The following is a 19,120-nucleotide window of genomic DNA, read 5'->3' as shown; positions in this document are numbered from 1 at the left end:
GACTGATGTGAATCACGGCTTGATGCCGTTGCTACTGGTCACCACCAAACTTTCGGTGAAGCTGGCGTTCGCCGATGGCCCGGACCCCTTGAAAGGAAGGCACTGGCTTGTTGCCCGAAGTTGATTTGCGCCCACCGTTTAACATCACCCGGGCGAGCCACGTCCGGTTGGCGGTCGCCGACGTTTCCAAAAGCCGCGACTTCTATACCAAGGTGATGGGTTTGATTATCACGGAGGAGGATTCCCACACGTGCTATCTGCGTGGGCTTTCCGAAGCGTGCCATCACAGCCTCGTCCTCGAGCAGGGTGAAGACGCCGGCCGGTCGCGCCGGCTCGGGTTTCGAGTTTTATTCGACGAGGACCTCGACGTTGCCTACCGCTACTTTTCCGAACGAGGACTGCCTGCGGAGTGGGTCCAAAAACCGCATCAAGATCGGACTCTGCACGTGAGCGATCCGATTGGCACGCCTTTGGAGCTGTGCGCAACCATGGAGACTCGCCCTCGTATGTACAACGAGGTTCGACTGTTTAAGGGTGCGATGGCACAACAATTTGATCACTTTCAGATCCATGCGCCCGATCCCCTTGCACTCGTCGAGTTCTACAGCGCGCTGGGCTTCAGAACGTCCGAATACATCGCACATGGCGACGACTTGACCGCCGCTTTCTTGTATCGCAAGGGCACGACGCTGGACCTGGCGATCGCGAGAGGCACGGGGCCTCGGATGCACCATTTCGGTTACGTAGTGCCAGAAGCCAGGGATATATTCAGTGCCTGCGATTGTGCCGGCCAGATGGATTACAAGGAGTCAGTCGAGAGAGGACCCGGCCGGCATGGCCCTGGCGGAATCCTTTACGTCTACCTTCGCGACCCCGACGGACACCGGGTGGAGGGATTCATCAGCCACGCCCAGTCGATCGATGTGGAAATCGAGCCCGTCCGGTGGGACGCGGCAACTATAAGCACCGCCGAGCGCTGGGGTCTGCCTGCCGTCGAGAAATGGTATTTCGAGGCATCGGAATTCCCCGACGTTCCGCTCTTGGAACCCGCCGTTCCCCCACAACCGATGACACTCGAACGCTTTCTCCTTGAGCGCATGGCCCGCTAACCGGAATTGCCTTGGGACAGTGCCGCGCCCGGGCCACAGAGCGTAGGTAGACGCTATCTAAGTAACGTCAGGTAGCTGCCCGACGGATGGACAAGGAGGACAATGATGTCACGCACCATGCGGGCCGCGCGCCTGCATAAGATTGGCGAGCCCCTGCGCATAGATGAAGTCGAGGTTCCCGTCCCTCGACCCACCGACGTGCTGGTTGAAGTGAAGGCATGCGGAATCGTGCCCAACCTAGGAAATGTATTACGCCGCTTGTATGACTTTCCGGTCCTCTGCATGCCAAAACTGCCAGCTGTCTTCGGTCTTGACGCGACTGGCGTGGTCGTCGAAAAGGGAGCCCAGGTGCACGGCCTGGAAATCGGAGATCGCGTTTATGTAAACCCGGCCAGGTACTGTGGGGGCTGCCGAGACTGCCGCATGTACCACCCGCAGTCCTGCCCGGCGTTCACATTCAACGGCTATTTCGGATTCAGCAAGCACTCTCAGGCGCTGTTTGACGACTATCCGTACGGAGGGTTCTGCGAGTTCATGACGGCACCGGTATACAGTTTGGTCAAGCTAGCCGACCAGGTCTCGCACGAGACGGCGGCACGCTGGGGGTACCTTGGCACTGGCTATCGGGCCCTACGTCGCGCCGGAGTGGGGCCGGGGAGCACCGTGCTCATCAATGGCATCAGCGGAACCCTGGGGCTGGGCATTGCCTTGTTCGCGTTGGGACTGGGGGTTCAACAAATCCTTGGTACAGGTCGCGACCGTGGTTTGCTTGAGAGTGTGCGTGCCATCAATCCCGGGCGAATCCAAGTTCACTCCGCCTATGACGAGGAGCCGCTTACCGATTGGGTGCACAGGCTCACCGGCGGCACCGGAGTGCCAGCTGTCATCGACGCTCTGTTTACGGAGACGCCGAAGGAACCATTGCTTACTGCGATGAGCACCCTGCGCCGAGGCGGCGTTCATGTCAACGTCGGTGGGGTCACCGAATTGGTTCCGATTGATATGTTCGCGGCTATGTCGAGGGACCAATCCTTTATCGGCAGCACGTGGTTTACTACCGCCGATGGCCAAGAGATGGCCGACATGGCGGCCGCCGGTCAAGTCGATCTGTCGGTGTTTGAGCACGAAATTTTCAAACTCGCTGACGTCAACGATGCTTTGTCGCTCATGAAAAATCGTCGCGGCGGGTTCAGCAACTATGTCATCTGCCCGTGAGCAGATAGACGACCTGAGCGCGGTCAGCGAGCTAGCGCAGACTTTCCAGCACGGCGGCTCGCTGCCGCAGCGCTCCGGTAAGACTCTCAAGCCTATTGCGGAGGGTAGGCGGGGGGTGGGTACACGCCCCGGAGAATCCAGGGCAGCCATTTCATGCCGAACTCGACCTCATCGCTGGCGTCATAATCTGGGTTCGGATCCGGTCCACTTACACTGCCTCGCGTGTCGATCGGCCGCTGTGGCTGCCCATACACAGCGACCACGACGCTCCGATCCAGGCTGTTTTCCGACCACACCCCGATTTGGGTGTAGGCGCAGTCGGACATGATGGCGAAATCTGCGGGGTTGTAATACCACTGGTGGAGAACCTCGATGCCGCTGATCGCGATTGCGGGATTGATTGCCACGGTTTCGGCGATCTTTCCCTCGAACCCGGCGGCGGACGCGCGGTCGTTTGGCGTGGAACCATCCGATCCGATGTCGCCGTCGAGGCTCCGGTTGATCAGCACATCATGGGTGTGCCGTTGTGCGGCTTGCCGTAACTGAGGATTGGACTTCACGTCGTTGGTGCACCCTGCCTGGTGCTGCATGGTGTAAACGTTGGCCACGATCCCGTCGTTGAGTCGCTTGTTGTTCGGTATGAGCGTGTTGTTGTCATTGTCGGCGTGCGCGGCGCGGGCTCCGAGCACGGCGCCGGCAACCACGGCAATCGATGCAGGAAGCGCAAGTGTTCGATACATCACGTTGGTTCTCCTTTTTGCCGTTGTCACGGCGTCGGTGGCCGGTAGCCGGCCGCTGATTGTCGTAACTGCCAGATCAGCGCCGGGCATAGCTCATTGACGGCCTGACTGATCAGATAGGAGGCTTGGTATTCGTCGGAGGTGTTGAAGTCAGCTTTGATGTCGCCCATGACCTGCGCGTAAGTGTGTCCTGCACTCACCTTGTCGCAGACGCCGTGTCCGTAGCGCAAGGCCTCGTCAGCGTTGGGGAAGTTGTAGCCCGGCCGCACAGTTACGTTGAGCAAATATGCCACCGCGTCAGCAGAGGCGCGCGGAGTGAGAAGCGTCGCAATACAAAAGATCGCGGTTACGGGAGCCATCATCGATACCGGGCGGCTTAGATGGGCTGGAATTGAGAGACGAGCCATCGTTCATTGACTTTGTCGAGGGTGACCCGCACAGTGGATACGGTGTCGGTGGGCGGATCATTGCCAATCGTCGTGGTTTGGTTCACGAAAACCATGACGACCGCCCGATTTTCGGTCACTGATACCGAAGCGGCCGCCGGAACCGTAGCCACCGCCGTGACACGTTTTTGTTTGGCGCCGGGAATAACAACCTCATTGATAAGCCGCAGGTACGCGTCGCGAAAGTTGCCGGTCATTCGGTCGCGGGCCGTGGTGAGTTCTTTATCCACCGTTTCGGGGTGGTAGGACAACATTGCGATTGTGTCTTCGGTCGCAACCCGAACAGACTGTGCGGCCCAGCTATCCGACTCACGGATTGACGCGTCCTGCCACTTCAGATACCCCGCTACCGCAGCCAAGGCCATCGCCAACACGGGTATAACGGCGAATACGATTACGCGCGACCATCTTCCGTCCGTATTACGCTGTTTCCCAGCAGTCTTGACGCCAATCGCGTCCGAGGCGCCGTCCGCGGATTCCTCGTCGTCTTGAGGTGTCTCGGATGTCGTCGGTGCGGCTACCGGAGCGGTCTCCTCGTGGACGGTGTCTCCGCTACGGCCACCCCTTACTGTTGTGCTCATGGCACGAACTCCACGTTGGACACCTTGACCTCGTTGCCGGCTCTGTGCACCGAGATTCGCATTCGCCAACCCCGTGGATCCTGCTCTGCTGCACCGGTGTTGGAACTTTTCACGCTTACCGCGACTAGAACCTGGGCATCATTATCCGATGAGGATTCCAGCCCCGCCTCGGTCACCGTGCCTTCGGATTTCGAATGGACCTGCTTGACCACATCGATGAAGGGTTGCGACCGCTTGGAGAAATCGTCGTAGAAGGTGCCGGTAGCGGAGTTTAAGATGCGTTGGACGTCGGCATCGGCGTGTTGCCAATCGATCGTGGTCAGATTTACTGCGCCCTGGCGTCCCACTTGCAGAAAAAGTGAGCGCAGCTGGCGGGCTTGGTATGACTGGTGCGCCCGCCATTCGAGCCAACCGATAAGCGCGCACAGCCCGATGACCACTGTCAGACCGAGCGCGAGCGCGAGTCGATGCGCACGGCGCTGAGCCCGTGGGCGGCGCATTGCCGCTTCGTCGGTGTCCGCTGCGTGATCGGTGGCGCCTTCGTTCGTCTCACGGCCGCTTGGCGGCGCCATGTTGCCGGTCTCGTCCATCGACGCATCGGCCGGCTTTGTCACGGTGTGGGGCTGGATTGTCAACGGTCAGTTTCCTTTCGGCGGAGTCAGGAGGTCCTGCCAGGTTCGGGGCTTGGCGCCGTCGCGGGTCAGGTTCGACTGGGTGTGCGGCTGCCCGTCGGGGCCGATGTAGGTGCCGGTGTTGGGGTCGTATGGGGCGACCGCGACTGGTGAAGGGGCTGGCGCCGTCGTGGGAACAGCGCCTGGTGGCAACTGCGGGACGGGCTGGCCGGATAGTGTTGCGTTGGGGTCGCCCTTCCAGTTGAAGCCGTCGTTGAGGGGGACGTAGTTCTCGTCGCTCTCGCACATCTTGACGGTGGGAGCTCGTTTGCCTGGGCGCGTCTCGCACGGGATATTACGAACCCCACGGACATCGAGTGGGGAGTCCTGGGGAACCCGGCAATACAAATCGCCGGACGGCCGATCCGGATAGTCTTCGGCGCTGGCGGATCGTATTTGCTGAGGCGGTAGATATCCGGTACTGCAGGGGGGAGGTAAGTTGAGGTTCGCGATGAAGTCGAGTTGGAAACCTTTGACTGGATTATTGCTGTAGAGACTTCCCGCGGTTGTCGCTTGCAGGGCCGCCACCCCCAAAGGCAGCAGTACCAATAGCTGTTCGAGGTCTGCCTGGTAAGTGACAAGAACGGGCGCGATGCTGGCTAGGTTTGCCAGAATGATGGGCAAAGTCAGGTGCAGCCGGTCCAGGAGCCGGTGGGCTTCGTCGGCTGCCCCAGGACCTTTTCGTAGTATCCCGCCGAGGTCGCTGTCGTGGGTTCGCAATTGGTCAGTGACGGTGGCGAGGTGAGCGGCCCAGGCACGGACTGAGTCAGCTGTGTCGGATTGGGTGTCTAGCAGCGGCGCGGCGTTGTCCGCCAGGTTAGTGAGTCCGTCAAGATTCTTATGGGCATCGGTCGCCAGGGAGGTCAATCCCTTTACTAGCCGTGAGATTTCGGGACCTAGTCCACCGAAAGCGGTGTAGGACTCGTCGATCACGGTCTTGAGGTTGTCGCCGGGAATGGCCTGCAAACCGCGGTTGGTCGCAGCCAGAAGTTCGTTGATATCGGGTGGAATCGTGGTTCGGTTGCGAGCGATGACATCGCCGTTTTTTAGGGGCGGCGCGGTGTCGTTGCGCGGCAGCAGCTCCACATACTGCTCACCGACAGCTGTCTGACTGTGCACTTGGGCGTCGAGATCGGCTGGGATGGCGATGTCTGAGTTGAGTGACAGGACCGCTTCGACGCCGTTATCTGTCAGGTGAATCGTCTTTACTTGGCCTACTTCGGTGCCAAGGTAGGTGACGTTGGCCCGCTGGTACAACCCGGCGGATTCGGGCAACCGCATGGTTACCTCGTAGTGGCCGACGCCGAACAGGAGGCTGGGCAGACGCATGTAGTCCAGTCCCATGATCAGCGCCGCTGTCAGGGAGATGACGGTGAAGACCACCAATTGGATGACAGATCTTTTTCGCAGATGCAACCCGAACACTTCTATGGCCCCTGGTCGAAGTGGTAGGGAGCCACTAACGGGTTGCCGGCGGTGTAGGGGCTGGGTATTTGACCTATCGTGCGACCCCATTGCAGCTCCAACTCGGTGAGGTTGCCCTCCCAGCGGGTACCGACGAAGAACCCGGCGTCAAGTCTGCTGAGCGTCAGATCGAACACGGGGCTGATGTTTGCCAAGTCACCCCGGAACCAGTTCGTGACATCTTCTTTCACCCATGGGTATGTCGATAACAAACTCAAGGAGCGAGTCAGTGAGGGGCCGGCGTCGGCCAGTGACTGCAGGACTGGTCCGAGCTGGTTGAGCTCCTTCACGACGCTGTCCTTGGTCTGGTTCACTGAGTCAGCGGATACTGCGCTGAACTTCCCTAGCGAGTCCAACGCGCCGGCCAGGCTCTGGCGGTGGTCCTTGAGCACTGTTAGCGCCTTGGGAATAGTTTTCAGTGCTTTGTCGATGACCGGTTTCTGGTTGGCAACTTGGCTGGCGAGGTTGTTCAGACTTGCGGTTGCCGCGATGATGTCGTCGATTTGGCTGTTGAGGGAGCCAATGAACGTGTCAAGTTGTTCAATGAGGCTACGCAGGTCTTGCTCACGTCCGGCGAAGGCCGTGCTGAGCGCTTGCGTGATGTCTTGAATCTGCCCAATTCCACCGCCGTTGAGCAGCATTGATACCGCTGCGAGGGTCTTTTCTGTTGTGGGATAGGTGCGTGCGGATGACAACGGGATTTGCGAACCGTTGTGCAGTCTGCCCTGTGGTGGCATATCTTTGGGTGGGGCGAGCTCGACATGTTTGGAGCCGAAGAGGCTGGTCTGGCCGATCGTGGCCGTGGCGTTGGATGGCAGTCGCACGTCGCCGTCGATTGTCAGGGTCAGTAGCGCGTGCCATCCCTGCCGTTGGATCTGCGTGACGGTGCCGACATCGATATCTCCGACTCGGACGCGCGAATTACGTTGAATATTATCGACATCGGGCAGTTGCGCCTGGATGCTGTATGCGCCCGGCCCGTGGCCCCTGGTTCCTGGCAGCGGCAGTGTGTTCGCTCCCCGCCAACCGCATGCTGCTGGGGCCAGCGCGGCCACTACCGCGAGACCAACGACGCCGACCCATCGGCGCCGGGTCACGATTCCGCTCCTGGTGGCATCATGAGTCCCTGTAAACCTTGCGCTGGATTGGTCTGGCGCAGTTCGGGATTGGGCGGCGACGCGACTGGCAGATCGGCTGGTGGCGGCGCCTCTGCGGGTGGCCTCAGCGAGTCGGCCGGCGGTGCAGTCGGTGGCGGTTGGCTGGGACGATGGTCGGGCCGTAGCCAATCTTCGCTGTACGTCAGCTCATTGGGCCGCGCTGTCGCGCCAACTATCGGGTTAAAGCCCAGCGGCAGGAAGTTGTATTGGCGATTCTTGACAATCGGCGCCAGGTATTGCACGCATAGCTTCGCCGACTGCTCGGCGTTGAGCCGGGAGGCAGCCTGGATAGCTCCGCACAGGAAGGTGATCGGGTTAGCGAAGGTGTTGACGACTGCTGCACCGGCTATTGCGGCCTGGGCTGGGTGATAGACGTTGATAAAGTTTTGGACCGTGTTCGGGGCGATGTGAAGTGTCTGCTTGAGATCATCAAGACTCTGGATGAGCGCGGTACTGACCGACGCCACCTTGTTTGAGGTGGTGCCCAGTGTTTCCCGGTTGGCGGCGACGAAGCTTTGCACGTCGGCGGCTACGTCGTTGACGTCGCGAACCGCATTGCCGATCTCGTTGGGGCCGTTGGACAGCAGTGCTGTCGCCGCGGCCAGATTTGCGTTTAGCTGACGTATGACGTCGGTGCTGTCTCGTAGGGCCGACACTAGGGTCGACAGGTTCTTAACGGTGGAGAAAATGTCGTCGCTGTGATCACCTAGCGCTGAAAACGCTTGTGAGAGTTCGATGAGTGCTTTTCGGATGTTGGCGCCTTGGCCGCGCAGGTTGTCCGCGGCTGTGTTGATAAAAGACCCCAATGCGCTAACACCGCCTGGCTGGGTCGGTTCCAATGTCGTGGTGAGTTTTTGCAGTTGTTGGCGGAGCTCGTCCCATTCCAGCGGAACGCCGGTGCGTTCTTGTGGAATGACGGCGTTGTCGACCATCGCGGGTCCGCCGGTGTACGCCGGTGTCAGTTGGATGGCTCGCACCGGCACCAGCGATGGAGACAAGATCACGGCCTTGGCTTCGGCCGGCACATTGTATGCGGCGTCGTACCAGAAGGTGATTTTAACCCGGGTACCTTGGGGCTCGATCCGATCGATCTTTCCGACGGGGACACCTAGAATTCGCACGTCGTCTCCGACGAAAATGCCTGTGCTGTTCGCGAAATAGCCCACCACGTGGGTGCGGTCGATCCGGCTGTTAGCCCGCAGCGCAGTGAAGAATCCGGCGACCAGTACGAGTGCCAGGGCACTTGCTAGTACCGCCCTGATGCGTGGTCTTGTCACTGCCGACTCCTTTGCGGCGCTGGCTGATCGGGCATGTCGAGAGGTGGGAATGTGACGGTCGTGGATTGTGGCTCTGGTGTCGGCCACGGACCCGGCGGGGTCGCAGGAGGTCCCGGCGGGGGTCCGCCAGGAGGTGGCGCCGGCAGTGGGGGCCGGTAGGGGTAGCGGGTATCACCCGGCTTGCCTGTGATCGCGTCGGGCAGGTTCAGATTCGGGGGACCACCCTGGCCGGTGCGCGGATAAGGCACCGGAAGCGCGGGCGTTCCCGGCTGCCCTACTTGCGGGTCAGTGAGTTGCGACGGCGGCAGGACGTTGGGATCTATGCCGAGGTCTGAGAATGCAGCGTCGATGAAGGGCTGCAAGTACTGTCCCGGCAGAAGATTGGCGATGTAGGCCTTGAAGAATGGGCCCGATGACGCCGATTCCCCGAGCGACATGAGATATGCGTTGAGCTGTTTGATGACTTTTTGGAGCTGTTCTTTGCGGTTGTCGACGATGGTGAGGACCCCGTTGAGTTTGTCCAGGGCCGGCTTGAACGGGTCACGGTTTTCGGCGATGAAGCCTTTGAGTTGGATGGCTAGCGCCGAGATGTTGGCTGAAATCTGGTCCAGCGCTGCGCTTTGGCTTCGCAGTTGTGCCAGCAGCGAATTGGTGTTGGCGACCAAGCTGACCACCTGATCGCTACGCTCGGCCAGCACCGCTGTTGTCTTGTTCGCATTAGCCAACAGGTGGCGCAGCTGCTCGTCGCGCCTGTTGAGAGTGTCGGAAAACCGGGTGACTCCCTGTAGCGCCAACTTCAAAGTAGGAGGTGTGTTTTTGAACGTATCCGACAGCGTGGCTAGCGACTGCGACAGCTGGTCTGTGTTAAGTCCGCTGATGGTCAACGTCAGATCGCCTAGGGCGTCGGGGAGCTGATAGGGCGATTGGGTCCGGTCGATCGGGATTGGGCCACGCAGGCGACCGTTGCCGCGGGGGGTGAGCTCGAGGATTTTTGCGCCCAGCAGGGTCTTGGTCTTAATGGCCGCCTCGGTGCGATCACCGATGGGGATGTGTTTATTGATGTTGAAGGTGACCAGCACCTTGGGACCGTCCAGCCCGATACTTTCAACCTGTCCCACGCGTAGCCCTGAAATCTGTACGGCGGCATCGGGAGTCAGGCCTCCGGCCTCAGCGAAATAGGCGGAGTACTTCTTGTTTTGGTTGATCAAGGGTAGCTTGTCGTAGTTCAATGCCGCCGAGACGATTCCGGCCGTTAGTCCTAATGCGATCCCGCCGATGACAAGGCGGCTGCGCTCTGAGAATGATTTCACTTGGGTGTGCACCGTCCGCTGGGCTGGCTGATGACTTTGATGTACACCGGCTGTCCACCCTTGCCGTTGACTTTTAGCGACAAGTTGCACAGGTAGAAGCCAAAGTAGTCGCCGTACAGGCCTTGTCGGCTCAGCGCCTGATAGGCATCGGGCAGCGTGGCGATAAGGTTGTCGACGTAGTCATGATCGGCTAGCACGACTCCGCCCGTGCGGTCGGTTTCATGAACGACACGTTGGATCAGTGGACGCGATTGCGACAGCAAGCTGGCGATGGAGCTCGCCGCCGCGTTGGAGTAGGCCACGGCGTTGCTGATGTCGTCCTTGCGGGCAGCCAGCGTCGAAACCAGCTGTGACAATGAGTCAACCGCCTTCGCGAACTGACTGTTTTGGTCGCCTAGTGAACCCAGCACGGTGTTAAGGTTGACGACGACCTGACCGATGAGCTGGTCGCGGTCTGCGAGCATCGTCGTCAGCGCGGCAGTCTGCTCGAAGAAAGAGTTAAGCGTTTCGCCTTGTCCTTGGAAGGCTGCGATCAACTGGCCTGAAAGCGCGTTCACCTGTTTGGGGTCAAGCGCACGAAACAACGGGCGAAACCCGCCGATCAATGCATCCAAGTCCAACGCCGGCGAGGTGTTGGATAGCGGGATGGTGTCACCAGGTTTAAGTGGAATAGTACTTCCAGCACCTTCCTCAAGCGCCAGGTAGCGACCGCCGACCAGGTCGTCGTAGCGGATTACGACCCTGCTGCCATGAGTGAGCACAACCGAGTCGTCGGCACTGAACTTCACCGAGACCGTCGTGTCAGGGCGCAGCGAAAGTTGTTTAACTTTACCGACTTCCACGCCGGCGATGCGGACGAACTGGCCTTCTTTTAGCCCGGACACATTGGAGAACTCGGCCGTGTATTGCTTTTCTGCTTGGAAGCGCACCTGAGCGAAGATCGCGAACATTGCGGCCATGAACAGCAGGCTGATCGCGAAAAAGATTCCCAATCGCCACATAACACCCTTGAGTCTGTTTCTCATTGCTGTTGTCCGCTCACTACTTGTGGAGCTTCGCGTGCTGCACCATCGGGCGAGGGCGGCGTCGGCTCCCGCGATTGGAGCGGCGGCGCAGATGGTTGCAATTCAGGCGACGGATTGGACGCATCGGGTGGCGGCGGATCCGACGGCAGGCGCTGTGGCAGTCCAGGAAACAACGGCGCGCCGTCTGGCGCGTACCATGGCGCGCCGTAGGGTGGCCCACCCGGGTAAGCAGGTGGTGGACCTGGTGCAGGGCCGCCAGGGTAACGGATGCTTGGCGGCTCGGGCACAGCACGGGTGACGGGAAAGTAGTCGGCCCACCCAGGAAATCCGATGCCGGGGTTTGGTCGCCAATCCAGCCCGGTACCCCAACCGGTGTTGGTGACCAGTTGCCGCACTGGCCAGTTCTTGGAAACGTCTGGCAATGACCCACATCCTGGTTTGCCTCCCTCACCGCCTTTCGCGGCAACGATCGGCAGGTTGTCCGGGTATTTATATGGATCGTCACCCCACTCGAGGCCGACCGAGGTGGCCCCGGAGAACCCATTGGCTCCAACGGTGTCGGCATAGGAGTACTTGGTGAGGGTCGTGTAGGCGCCCACCAGCACGCAGGTCAGCTCCGGGTTGTACTTAAGCAGCAGCGCCGTCGTCGGTTCCAAGTCGTTGACCGCTCGGATCAAGTTGCCTTTGTTCGGTGCGAAGAGGTTAGTACCGGCTTCCGAGAAGCCAATGACGTTGACCAGCAGCGCATCCAGCGCTGCCGCATCGCTGACAATAGTTGTGCTGGTGGTGCTGGCCGCATCGAGTACCGCTAGAATATGTTGAGCTGCATCGCTATAGGTGTCGGTGAATCCCTTCAGCGATCGCCAATCCCGCCGGATTGCCTCGGTGCGCGTGTTCATTGCGAGTAACACCTGATTGGCCTTAGTAGTCGCCTCACCTAACCTGGGTCCTTGTCCCCGCAAGCCCTCTGAAAGTGCTGTCAAGACGCCATCGAGCTTGGCCGGGTCGATCTGGTTCAGCACGTTCACCAAATTCTGGAAGACGGTATTCACCTCAGTCGCAACGTTTTGCGCTGGAATGACCATGCCGGCGGCCAGCCGCTTCGAGCTGGGGTCGTCGGGGAGGGTGAGTTCGATGTACTTGGTTCCGAACAATGTGGTCGAACGGATCTGCGCCTTCACGTTCGCTGGAATGTGCTTGACTTGATCGGGGAATATTTCGAGATTTAGACGCACCGAGTCGTAACGGCCCCGAAGGTCGCTGACCCGCCCAACTTCTACACCGCGCAGCTTGACTTTCGCGCCGGGCTCCATAACCAGACCAGACCGATCTGAGGTAACCACAACAGGCACGTTGGAGTCGAAAGTTCCTAGGAACCGCGAAATTGTAGCGAATACGAATATGGCCACGACGGCCACGAGAATGAGCGCCCACCACGCTGGGTGGAGTCGGCCTTCCCGTCTCGATTTCATGCGCTAACCCGAAAGGTGGAAGCTGCCGGAGGGCCCGTATATGGCTAACGACACCAACAGCGTAACGACGACGACTGCGACAAGCGAGGCACGGACCGCCCGTCCTACGGCTTCGCCGACGCCCGCCGGGCCGCCCGATGCGCTGAAACCGTAGTGGGTGTGGATCAGCATCACGACGATGGCCAGTACTACCGCCTGGAAGAAGGACCAGAGTAAATCAGCGGGGTTGAGAAAGGTGTTGAAGTAATGGTCGTAGACGCCAGTCGATTGCCCATACACGGCCGTAGTGCCGACGCGCGTGGCCGTAAATGCCATCAACATCGCGACCGAAAACAACGGCATGACCACAATGACGCCGGCCACCAATCGGCTCGAACACAAGTAGGGGACGGCGCGGATACCCATCGCCTCGAGCGCGTCAATCTCCTCGCTGATCCGCATGGCGCCCAGTTGAGCTGTCGCGCCAGCACCAATCGTTGCGGCAAGCCCGATACCGGCGATCAGCGGACCAATGAACCGGACGTTGACCATCGCCGATAAAAATCCAGCCAAGGCGTCGACACCAACTTGCTGAAGTTGGGGGTATAGCTGTATCGCTAGCAGTGATCCGGTCGATAGCGTCAGGAATCCAATGATGACCACCGCGCCGCCGATCAATGCCAGCGCACCAATGCCAAGGCTCATTTCGGCGATGAGCCGAAGCAATTCGCTCGGATACCGAAGAATCGCATCTCTGCTACCGCGAATCGTCTCTGCGTAGAAACGAGCCTGCACCCCTAGCCGGTTCCAGCCTTGCGCCGTGCCGCCAACGGCGCGGCGCAATCTTGGATGAAGCGGGCTAGGCGCTGCCTGCGTCACAGCGTTGCCTTCACTCCGACGGCCGTGGCGATCATGTTGAGGAGAAACAACGCCAGGAATGTGTACACCACAGTCTCGTTGACTGCATTTCCGACCCCGGCGGGACCACCACCTACCGACATGCCTTTATAGCAAGCGATCAGACTCCCTGACAGACCGAAGATCGCCGCCTTAACTAAGCAGATAACGACCTCGGACACACCGGCCAGCAACGTTAGGCCCCCCACGAACGCGCCAGAAGTAATGTGCTGCAGGAATACTGAGAAAAAGAATGCGCACACGAGGCCGACCATCGTGACGATGGACGCAAGCAAAACTGAGACCAAGGTTGTCGCCAACACACGCGGCACCACTAGCGCCTGGATCGGGTTAATGCCCAGAACACGCATTGCATCGAGTTCTTCACGGATCGCACGCGCGCCGAGGTCAGCACAAGTCGCGCTGGCGGCCGCACCGGAGATCACGAGAACCGTTACGATTGGGCCACTTTGCGTCAGCGCAAGAAATGCCACACCGGATCCCGATAGGTCACCAGCCCCAAACTCTACGAGGAGAATGTTGAGGGTGTAGGTCCCCAGCACAATTAGTGGGATAGCCATGAAGACCGCTGGTGCGAGGGACACACGTGCCACGAACCAGGTCTGGAATACAAACTCTCGCCAAGCCCAGGGCGGCCGGAACATCATCACGAACGTATCCAGGCACATGGCGAAGAAGCCGCCGAAAGCACGAACCGGTCTTGCGACCCTATCGGTGATTGCAATGCCGTGATTTCCAGTGCCGCGAATGTGACCGCCGGAACGTCGGACGTCAGACAGTCGAACACCGCCGAGAATCTTTGCACCGTTGGCACTTTGGCCGCTCGGGACCGATCGACCGGCCAGCAGCGACGTAGCAGTCGCGTGGTCGTCCACCATTCGAACCTCCGGACCAAAAAGCCCGCTCACCAGATGCAACTAGTAACAGTTGGGCCCGGTTGCCACCAAGAGCTGTGCACGAATCGGCCGGGAGCGAACATCTTCGGCAATCGGCAAGATGCGCTGGCCGATCCGACCACGACCTTGTGGATCGTCATTTGTTAACTCCCTTTTTGGTGCGTTGTTTTCCTATGACCGTCGACAGCTGAGCCGATCTTCGGTCAGTCGCTTGGAATGGGATCGGCCGGGCTCGAGGGATGAATGTCACCCGTGTCGAGTCGTGTGAGGCGCGCTTGATGCGGCCCCTGCCCGCGGGGTCCTCCCCCGATGTCAGACGTACCGCCGAGATCGTCGGCGTTAAGACATATTGCGTCTCCTTCGATCCGAGATCTGTACGCGTCATGCGCCCTCCGCTACCTTGCGCTTCGCGAGACGATGTTGACTCACCTTCATCCGTCCTGTCGTCGTCCGCGTCGAGGATCGTGCGCACTAGGCTCCGCGTGCGGCAAGGAATAAGTTCCGCCCAGTGGGATCGGACGCGGTCGCGCGCCATTGTGGTGTTCGAGTACCGGCCAAATCTTGGCGCTGGCTCCACAATGACCAGGGAGTCAGTTCGACCCGGAAACCGCAGTGACACACAGTAACCGTCCCGTTGGTGGTGTGCGGACCAACGGCTCGCTCGATAAACACGATGTACCTGCGGAATTCGGCATCCACCGCTACAACGGCCCACAAGGCAATCGCGCTCATCTCACTCCCTGCGCGCGGGATTGTCCAGGAACGTCGAAACGGTCGGGTAAAGGAAGCTAGGACGGTCTTGGCGCCAGTCAAGCCTCCCGCATCGAGATGACGAAAAAGCCCTCGAGCCTGACGCTGATCCCGGACCACGGAACGCGGACACCTGCCGGTCCCGACAGTTGGAACTGACGACTGGCGTTTGAATGGGCACCCCGCATACCAACGATGCGTACAGGCGGACTCGTCAACACGGGAGAAGCGAATGGTGTCGAAATTGCGGGTCGTCATAGCTAGCACTCGCCCCGGGCGGCTCGGTGGCCGCATAGGGGCCTGGGCCGCCGACGCTGCAAGGCAGCACGGCGGTTTTGAGGTCGAACTTCTCGACCTGGTCGAGTTCGGCCTGCCCATGCTCGACGAGCCAAATCTTCCCCGCGATGCGCTTTACACCAAGGAACACACGCGACGGTGGAGTATGAAGGTCGACCAGGCCGAAGCCTTCGTCTTTGTCACCCCTGAGTACAACCACGGGCCGCCGCCAAGCCTGATCAACGCGCTAAGTTACTTGCACCACGAATGGCATTACAAGCCAGTCGGTTTCGTAAGCTATGGCGGCGTATCCGCTGGCACCCGCGCGGTGGAGGTGATCAAACAGATCGTGACCACGCTGAAGATGATGCCAATCCCCGAGGCGGTCTCGATCCCCTTCGTCTTCAAACTGATTCAGGGCAGCGATTTCAAGCCCGGCCCGGAACTCGAAGCCGCCGCCGTTGCGATGCTCGACGAGCTCCGACATTGGGCCGGCCCTCTTTCGAATCTTCGCGCAACGCGCCAGCCGGCCGCGGCGATCCACGAAGGCGCGACGCCGGTCCTGCCGCGATGACATGCTGCAATGTGCGATCGCTTAATGAAGAGCCCCTAGAGCCGTCGAGTCGGTCAACAGCGCTCCATGGCCTAGCTCGATATGGTGCACGATGCGGCCAACTCTCGCGCATCCGTTCTCCCGCTGGTCGACTGCGTGCAGCGATCCTCGCGGGCAAATGTCCGTCTATTGGCCCCCAACTCGGACCGGATGAACCGTCCTTGCTCCGTCAGTTCGCAATCGTGGGTATCAAGAATCTCGCCCATCTGGTTTTTTCCCAATACTGCGCCGCAAAAGCGTTGTCGCCGTGGAGCAGTAGGTGATCGAGCTAGTGACACCTTGCGGCGGCGTGCTTGATGCCGTCCATTCAACGGAACAGGATGCTGGCAGTTGGTTGGTGCTGATTGCTAGACAGCACACAAGATCACGACCCTCGACCTGCGGACTGGATAGCAGCGCTGCCGCCGCGATGACCGGGTGTCGCTGACAGAACGGTCGGAGGATAGCCATGCGCACGTTCGAAACTGACGTCTTGGTTGTTGGTGCGGGACCCGCGGGTTTAACTGCATCTGCGTTCCTAGGGATGTTCAGCATCTCGGCAATCACCATCTCGCGCCATCCCGGCACGGCACCCCAACCGCGCGCAACGATCACCAATCAGCGCACGGTCGAGACCCTGCGCGATCTCGGCATCGAGCACCGGGTGCGTGCGGTAGGAATCCCTTTAAAGACGCTCGGCAACAATGTGATTGCGACGAGCTTCACGGGCCCGGAGATCTTCCGTTACGCCTCGTATGGCACCGGGGCTCGAATGGCCGACTACGTGGCGGCCAGTCCCTGCGACGGGTACAACGCTGGCCAGCACCTGGTCGAGCCAGAGTTGCTTCAAGCGGCGGTCGAGCGGGGCGCGGACGTCCGCTTCTCCCATGAGCTCCTGGACGTGACGCCATCCCCGGAGGCAGTCCTGTCTCGGGTCCGCGATGCGGAGGGCGAGTATCTGGTTCGGTCACAGTATGTGATCGGCGCCGATGGTGGGCGTTCGCGGGTGGCCGAGCAGCTTGGCTTCCGGATCGAGGGCGAATCGGCAATCAAACATATGTTGAATATGTGGGTCGAGGTCGATCTTGCTGAATACGCCGCGCACCGACCCGGAGTGATCTACACGATCTTGCAGCCGGGGGCGGATTCGTGGGTGGGCTCGGGTGCCTTCATTTGTGTGCGCCCATTTAGTGACTGGGTGCTGATGCGTGAGTATGACCCGTCACAGGGCGAGCCCGACACCTCTGAGGCCGCGGTAACACAGTTCACGCGTACGTTGATCGGGGATCCCAGCGCACAAATCCGGCTGAAGGGCACCAGCAAGTGGCAGGTCAATAATGTAGTGGCCAAGGAGTACCGCCGTGGGCGGGTTTTCTTGATGGGCGATGCGGCCCATCGCCACCCGCCGGCGGGAGGTCTGGGCAGCAACACCTCGATCCAGGACGCCTACAACCTGGCCTGGAAGCTGGCCTATGTGCTCTCAGGACGCGCCGGCGAGGACCTGCTCGACAGCTACCACGAGGAACGCCAGCCCGTCGGCAAACAAATCGTCGACCGGGCAATCCAGAACTTAAAGAATCAAGCTGCCGCGGTCGAAGCACTTGGGCTGCGTCGTGAGCAGTCGCCCGAAGAGGCGTGGGTGTCCTTGAACAACCTCGCCTCCGACGCGCCGGGTGCAGCTGAACAACGCGAGGCCCTGGCCGCGGCGGTGGCACTGCAAAACTATCGATCCAACGCTCTTGGCGTGGAACTTGGTCAGCGCTACACCTCGCGGGCGGTGATCGATGACGGGACACCATTCCCAGAACCGACGCGTGATCCAGTGTTGCATTACCAGCCAACCACTCACCCCGGGGCATATCTGCCGCACGCCTGGGTCGAACACCAACGCAAGAAAGTATCGACACTGGATCTGGCTGGACATGGACGCTTCTGCTTGATCGTGGGCATAGGCGGTGAACCGTGGGCCCAGGCAGCGGACAAGCTCAGCGCCGAACTCGGCATCGAACTGCCCGTGTACCGGGTCGGCTATCGCTGCGAATACGACGACGTCCTGGGCGACTGGGCAGCGTTACGCGAAATCGATGACCGGGGCGCACTGCTCGTGCGACCCGACCGACACATCGCCTGGCGCTGCGCCAGTCGACCCAAGCAGACCGAGGACGTACTTCGCGCCGCCCTCCATCAAGCCCTCGCCCGAACCGACGAACAAAAACACAAACACGGCAAAAAACCCGACCCGACCACCCATCCAGCCACCGACGCGCACGCGACCAACTAAGGCCACAGCACCAGCTGGTTGGAGCGCAATCCGGCGGGCGGCCGAAAGTTTCCACCTGTTCCGACACGTGGGACCGGACATTCGCGCCAGCCCGTAGAGGCAACTTAGCGTTCGGGTAATCCCTCAACAGCCATAAGGGGGAGGAAGGAAACCGACATGACAGCAGCGCGCAAGTCAGCGTTGTCGCTGGCTGAAATCGGGTCGGCAGTCAGACGGCTGCGAGTTCACGACGTTTCACCGACGTATCGACCAGATCTTCCCTTGTTCTTCCCTATGCCACATGTGCAGGTGCAAAATATCTCCGATCGCAGTCCCGATGTCGATGTCGCGGTGGCCGCGAACGTATGGACACTGCCGGAGCACTCCGGTTCTCATGTCGATGCCCCATATCATTTTTGGGCCAACGGGCCGGCGATTCATGACCTGCCCATCGATGCACTCTTCTTTCGGCCCTTCAAGAAATTCGACGTCACTGCCGACGCTCCCCAGCCGGGCCGGCCTGTCGGCCGAGGCCAATTGGTGGCCGCTGCGGAGCGGGGCGGCTTTTCCCTTAAGCCCGGCGACTTGGCCATCGTCGAGTTCGGATGGGATCAATATCTGCCCGACGGGGACGCGAGCAAAGGCGGCGCATGGTGGGGCCTAAACGAGCCCGGCCTTTCGGATGAAGCCTGCGAGTACCTCGCGAGTGCTGGTGTCGCAGCGGTGGCATGTGACACCTCGGCCTGCGATTTTTCCTTGAGCGACGGCCAGATTTCTGGTGGTTCCGGGCACACCAAGTGGTTTCTGCCCCGCGGAATCCTCATCGTTGAGGGCCTCACGGGACTAGCCGATGTCCCTGCGACCGGCGTGTTCGTGGCGCTCCCCCTCAAGCTGGAGAACGGCACCGGTTCGCCGCTGCGTGTCCTACTGCTAACCGAATGAATCACGCGTGTGATATCGCACCGCCGTATCTGAGTTTCAC

General features: G+C 60.3%; 17 protein-coding genes. 5 read left to right on the top strand and 12 right to left on the bottom strand.

What is annotated here, in order from left to right; translation table 11 throughout:
- The first annotated feature begins 107 nt into the window (after positions 1 to 107).
- Positions 108 to 1,109 carry a VOC family protein gene (locus BN973_RS02400; RefSeq protein ID WP_036465663.1) on the top strand — a complete coding sequence of 334 codons (1,002 nt, stop codon included), beginning with the start codon at positions 108 to 110 and terminating at the stop codon, positions 1,107 to 1,109.
- 102 nt (positions 1,110 to 1,211) lie between these two features.
- On the top strand, positions 1,212 to 2,324 hold the full coding sequence (locus BN973_RS02395; RefSeq protein WP_084163272.1) for an alcohol dehydrogenase catalytic domain-containing protein: 1,113 nt from the start codon (positions 1,212 to 1,214) through the stop codon (positions 2,322 to 2,324).
- Positions 2,325 to 2,416: 92 nt separating this feature from the next.
- Here the strand turns inward: BN973_RS02395 and BN973_RS02390 are convergent, their stop codons facing one another.
- The 12 genes from BN973_RS02390 to BN973_RS02335 are packed head-to-tail and all read right to left on the bottom strand — an operon-like array spanning position 2,417 to position 14,032.
- Positions 2,417 to 3,067 carry a CAP domain-containing protein gene (locus tag BN973_RS02390; RefSeq protein WP_036465661.1) on the bottom strand — a complete coding sequence of 217 codons (651 nt, stop codon included), beginning with the start codon at positions 3,065 to 3,067 and terminating at the stop codon, positions 2,417 to 2,419.
- A 23-nt stretch (positions 3,068 to 3,090) separates the two neighbouring features.
- Positions 3,091 to 3,426, bottom strand: a complete 336-nt coding sequence (locus BN973_RS02385; protein ID WP_051641082.1) for a DUF732 domain-containing protein — start codon at positions 3,424 to 3,426, stop codon at positions 3,091 to 3,093.
- Between the two features lie 14 nt (positions 3,427 to 3,440).
- The gene (locus tag BN973_RS02380; protein ID WP_198048879.1) at positions 3,441 to 4,091 is read right to left on the bottom strand and encodes a hypothetical protein; all 651 of its coding nucleotides are present in this window, start codon (positions 4,089 to 4,091) and stop codon (positions 3,441 to 3,443) included.
- Positions 4,088 to 4,726, bottom strand: a complete 639-nt coding sequence (locus tag BN973_RS02375) for a YfgM family protein (protein WP_232232011.1) — start codon at positions 4,724 to 4,726, stop codon at positions 4,088 to 4,090. The genes BN973_RS02380 and BN973_RS02375 overlap by 4 nt, the downstream gene beginning before the upstream one ends.
- Before the next feature lie 3 nt (positions 4,727 to 4,729).
- Positions 4,730 to 6,178 (bottom strand): MCE family protein, encoded by a 1,449-nt coding sequence (locus BN973_RS02370; RefSeq protein WP_036471943.1) that lies wholly within the window; start codon positions 6,176 to 6,178, stop codon positions 4,730 to 4,732.
- Positions 6,179 to 6,189: 11 nt separating this feature from the next.
- Positions 6,190 to 7,323 carry a virulence factor Mce family protein gene (locus BN973_RS02365; protein WP_051641081.1) on the bottom strand — a complete coding sequence of 378 codons (1,134 nt, stop codon included), beginning with the start codon at positions 7,321 to 7,323 and terminating at the stop codon, positions 6,190 to 6,192.
- Positions 7,320 to 8,660 (bottom strand): MCE family protein, encoded by a 1,341-nt coding sequence (locus tag BN973_RS02360; protein WP_036465658.1) that lies wholly within the window; start codon positions 8,658 to 8,660, stop codon positions 7,320 to 7,322. The genes BN973_RS02365 and BN973_RS02360 overlap by 4 nt, the downstream gene beginning before the upstream one ends.
- Positions 8,657 to 9,970 (bottom strand): MCE family protein, encoded by a 1,314-nt coding sequence (locus BN973_RS02355; RefSeq protein WP_036465657.1) that lies wholly within the window; start codon positions 9,968 to 9,970, stop codon positions 8,657 to 8,659. Before BN973_RS02355 ends, BN973_RS02360 begins: the two co-directional genes overlap by 4 nt.
- Entirely contained in the window at positions 9,967 to 10,995 is a 1,029-nt protein-coding gene (locus tag BN973_RS02350) for an MCE family protein (protein ID WP_036465655.1), read from the bottom strand. Before BN973_RS02350 ends, BN973_RS02355 begins: the two co-directional genes overlap by 4 nt.
- Positions 10,992 to 12,467 carry an MCE family protein gene (locus BN973_RS02345; protein WP_036465653.1) on the bottom strand — a complete coding sequence of 492 codons (1,476 nt, stop codon included), beginning with the start codon at positions 12,465 to 12,467 and terminating at the stop codon, positions 10,992 to 10,994. Before BN973_RS02345 ends, BN973_RS02350 begins: the two co-directional genes overlap by 4 nt.
- 3 nt (positions 12,468 to 12,470) lie before the next feature.
- Positions 12,471 to 13,325: an ABC transporter permease gene (locus BN973_RS02340; RefSeq protein WP_036465652.1), complete on the bottom strand. Its 855-nt coding sequence runs from the start codon at positions 13,323 to 13,325 to the stop codon at positions 12,471 to 12,473.
- On the bottom strand, positions 13,322 to 14,032 hold the full coding sequence (locus tag BN973_RS02335) for an MlaE family ABC transporter permease (RefSeq protein WP_036465651.1): 711 nt from the start codon (positions 14,030 to 14,032) through the stop codon (positions 13,322 to 13,324). Before BN973_RS02335 ends, BN973_RS02340 begins: the two co-directional genes overlap by 4 nt.
- A gap of 1,210 nt (positions 14,033 to 15,242) precedes the next feature.
- Between BN973_RS02335 and BN973_RS02330 the strand changes: the two genes are divergently transcribed.
- The 3 genes from BN973_RS02330 to BN973_RS02320 all read left to right on the top strand — a co-directional run bounded on the left by BN973_RS02330 (position 15,243) and on the right by BN973_RS02320 (position 19,080).
- Positions 15,243 to 15,860: an NADPH-dependent FMN reductase gene (locus BN973_RS02330; protein WP_198048878.1), complete on the top strand. Its 618-nt coding sequence runs from the start codon at positions 15,243 to 15,245 to the stop codon at positions 15,858 to 15,860.
- 487 nt (positions 15,861 to 16,347) lie between these two features.
- Entirely contained in the window at positions 16,348 to 18,159 is a 1,812-nt protein-coding gene (locus BN973_RS02325) for an FAD-dependent monooxygenase (RefSeq protein WP_084163270.1), read from the top strand.
- A 156-nt stretch (positions 18,160 to 18,315) separates the two neighbouring features.
- On the top strand, positions 18,316 to 19,080 hold the full coding sequence (locus tag BN973_RS02320) for a cyclase family protein (protein ID WP_084163269.1): 765 nt from the start codon (positions 18,316 to 18,318) through the stop codon (positions 19,078 to 19,080).
- Positions 19,081 to 19,120 lie beyond the last annotated feature (40 nt).

The organism is Mycobacterium triplex (assembly GCF_000689255.1).
GTDB classification, from domain to species: domain Bacteria; phylum Actinomycetota; class Actinomycetes; order Mycobacteriales; family Mycobacteriaceae; genus Mycobacterium; species Mycobacterium triplex.
This window is presented reverse-complemented; position numbering and strand designations above follow the sequence as displayed.